At 55.5% G+C, this 618-nt stretch carries 1 pseudogene; it reads left to right on the forward strand.

The features are described 5' to 3' along the window. Positions 1 to 582 (forward strand): annotated as a pseudogene (locus DVK07_RS20555) (peptidase); the annotation flags it as partial. Positions 583 to 618 lie beyond the last annotated feature (36 nt).

A 618-nucleotide genomic window follows, 5' to 3' on the forward strand; every position in this document is an offset into this window, starting at 1 on the left:
GTAATCCCGCTACTTCGTTCGACGGCGACACCAACTGGAGAACGTGCCGAGAGACTGGAACAACTCTGTTCACGGGCCGGTCTCAGCGTTCGAGACGCCCGAATCCTCGATACTGAAAACGAAGAAACGGCGAGTACAATCGTTCGCGGGCCACCGACCTACCGACGCCTCTTCGTCACAAGTACATTTCTCGATGTATTCGACGATGAAACAGCCACTGCGCTGCTTGCAATCGAGGCAGGGAAACTCCGGACTCATGTTTTCGAGATCAGGCTTGGTACTGTCCTCGTTGCGAGTATCGCACTCATCGCGTCCGTCATCGGTATCGGACCACAGTGGCCGTTACTCGGACTCTCACTTGGAGTGGTTCTTATCGGGTTTTGGCTTGCCCGTCGACGAATCCACACAGCTGACGAGTACGCGGCCGAACAGGCCGGGCAGACAACCGTCGCTGATGCGCTCATTGAATACGCCGACGTACACGCCTTGGAACCAACACGAAGGCGAGTCCCGAATCCGCTCTCAATCAAGGTGGCACTCGGGGATCGAATCGATCGGCTTCGCACAGCCAGCGATCGATAACTGATGTGCTACGTAGAACACATAATCCAGAAAACA

This window comes from Halorubrum sp. Atlit-26R, assembly GCF_003666015.1.
In the GTDB taxonomy this organism is placed as follows: domain Archaea; phylum Halobacteriota; class Halobacteria; order Halobacteriales; family Haloferacaceae; genus Halorubrum.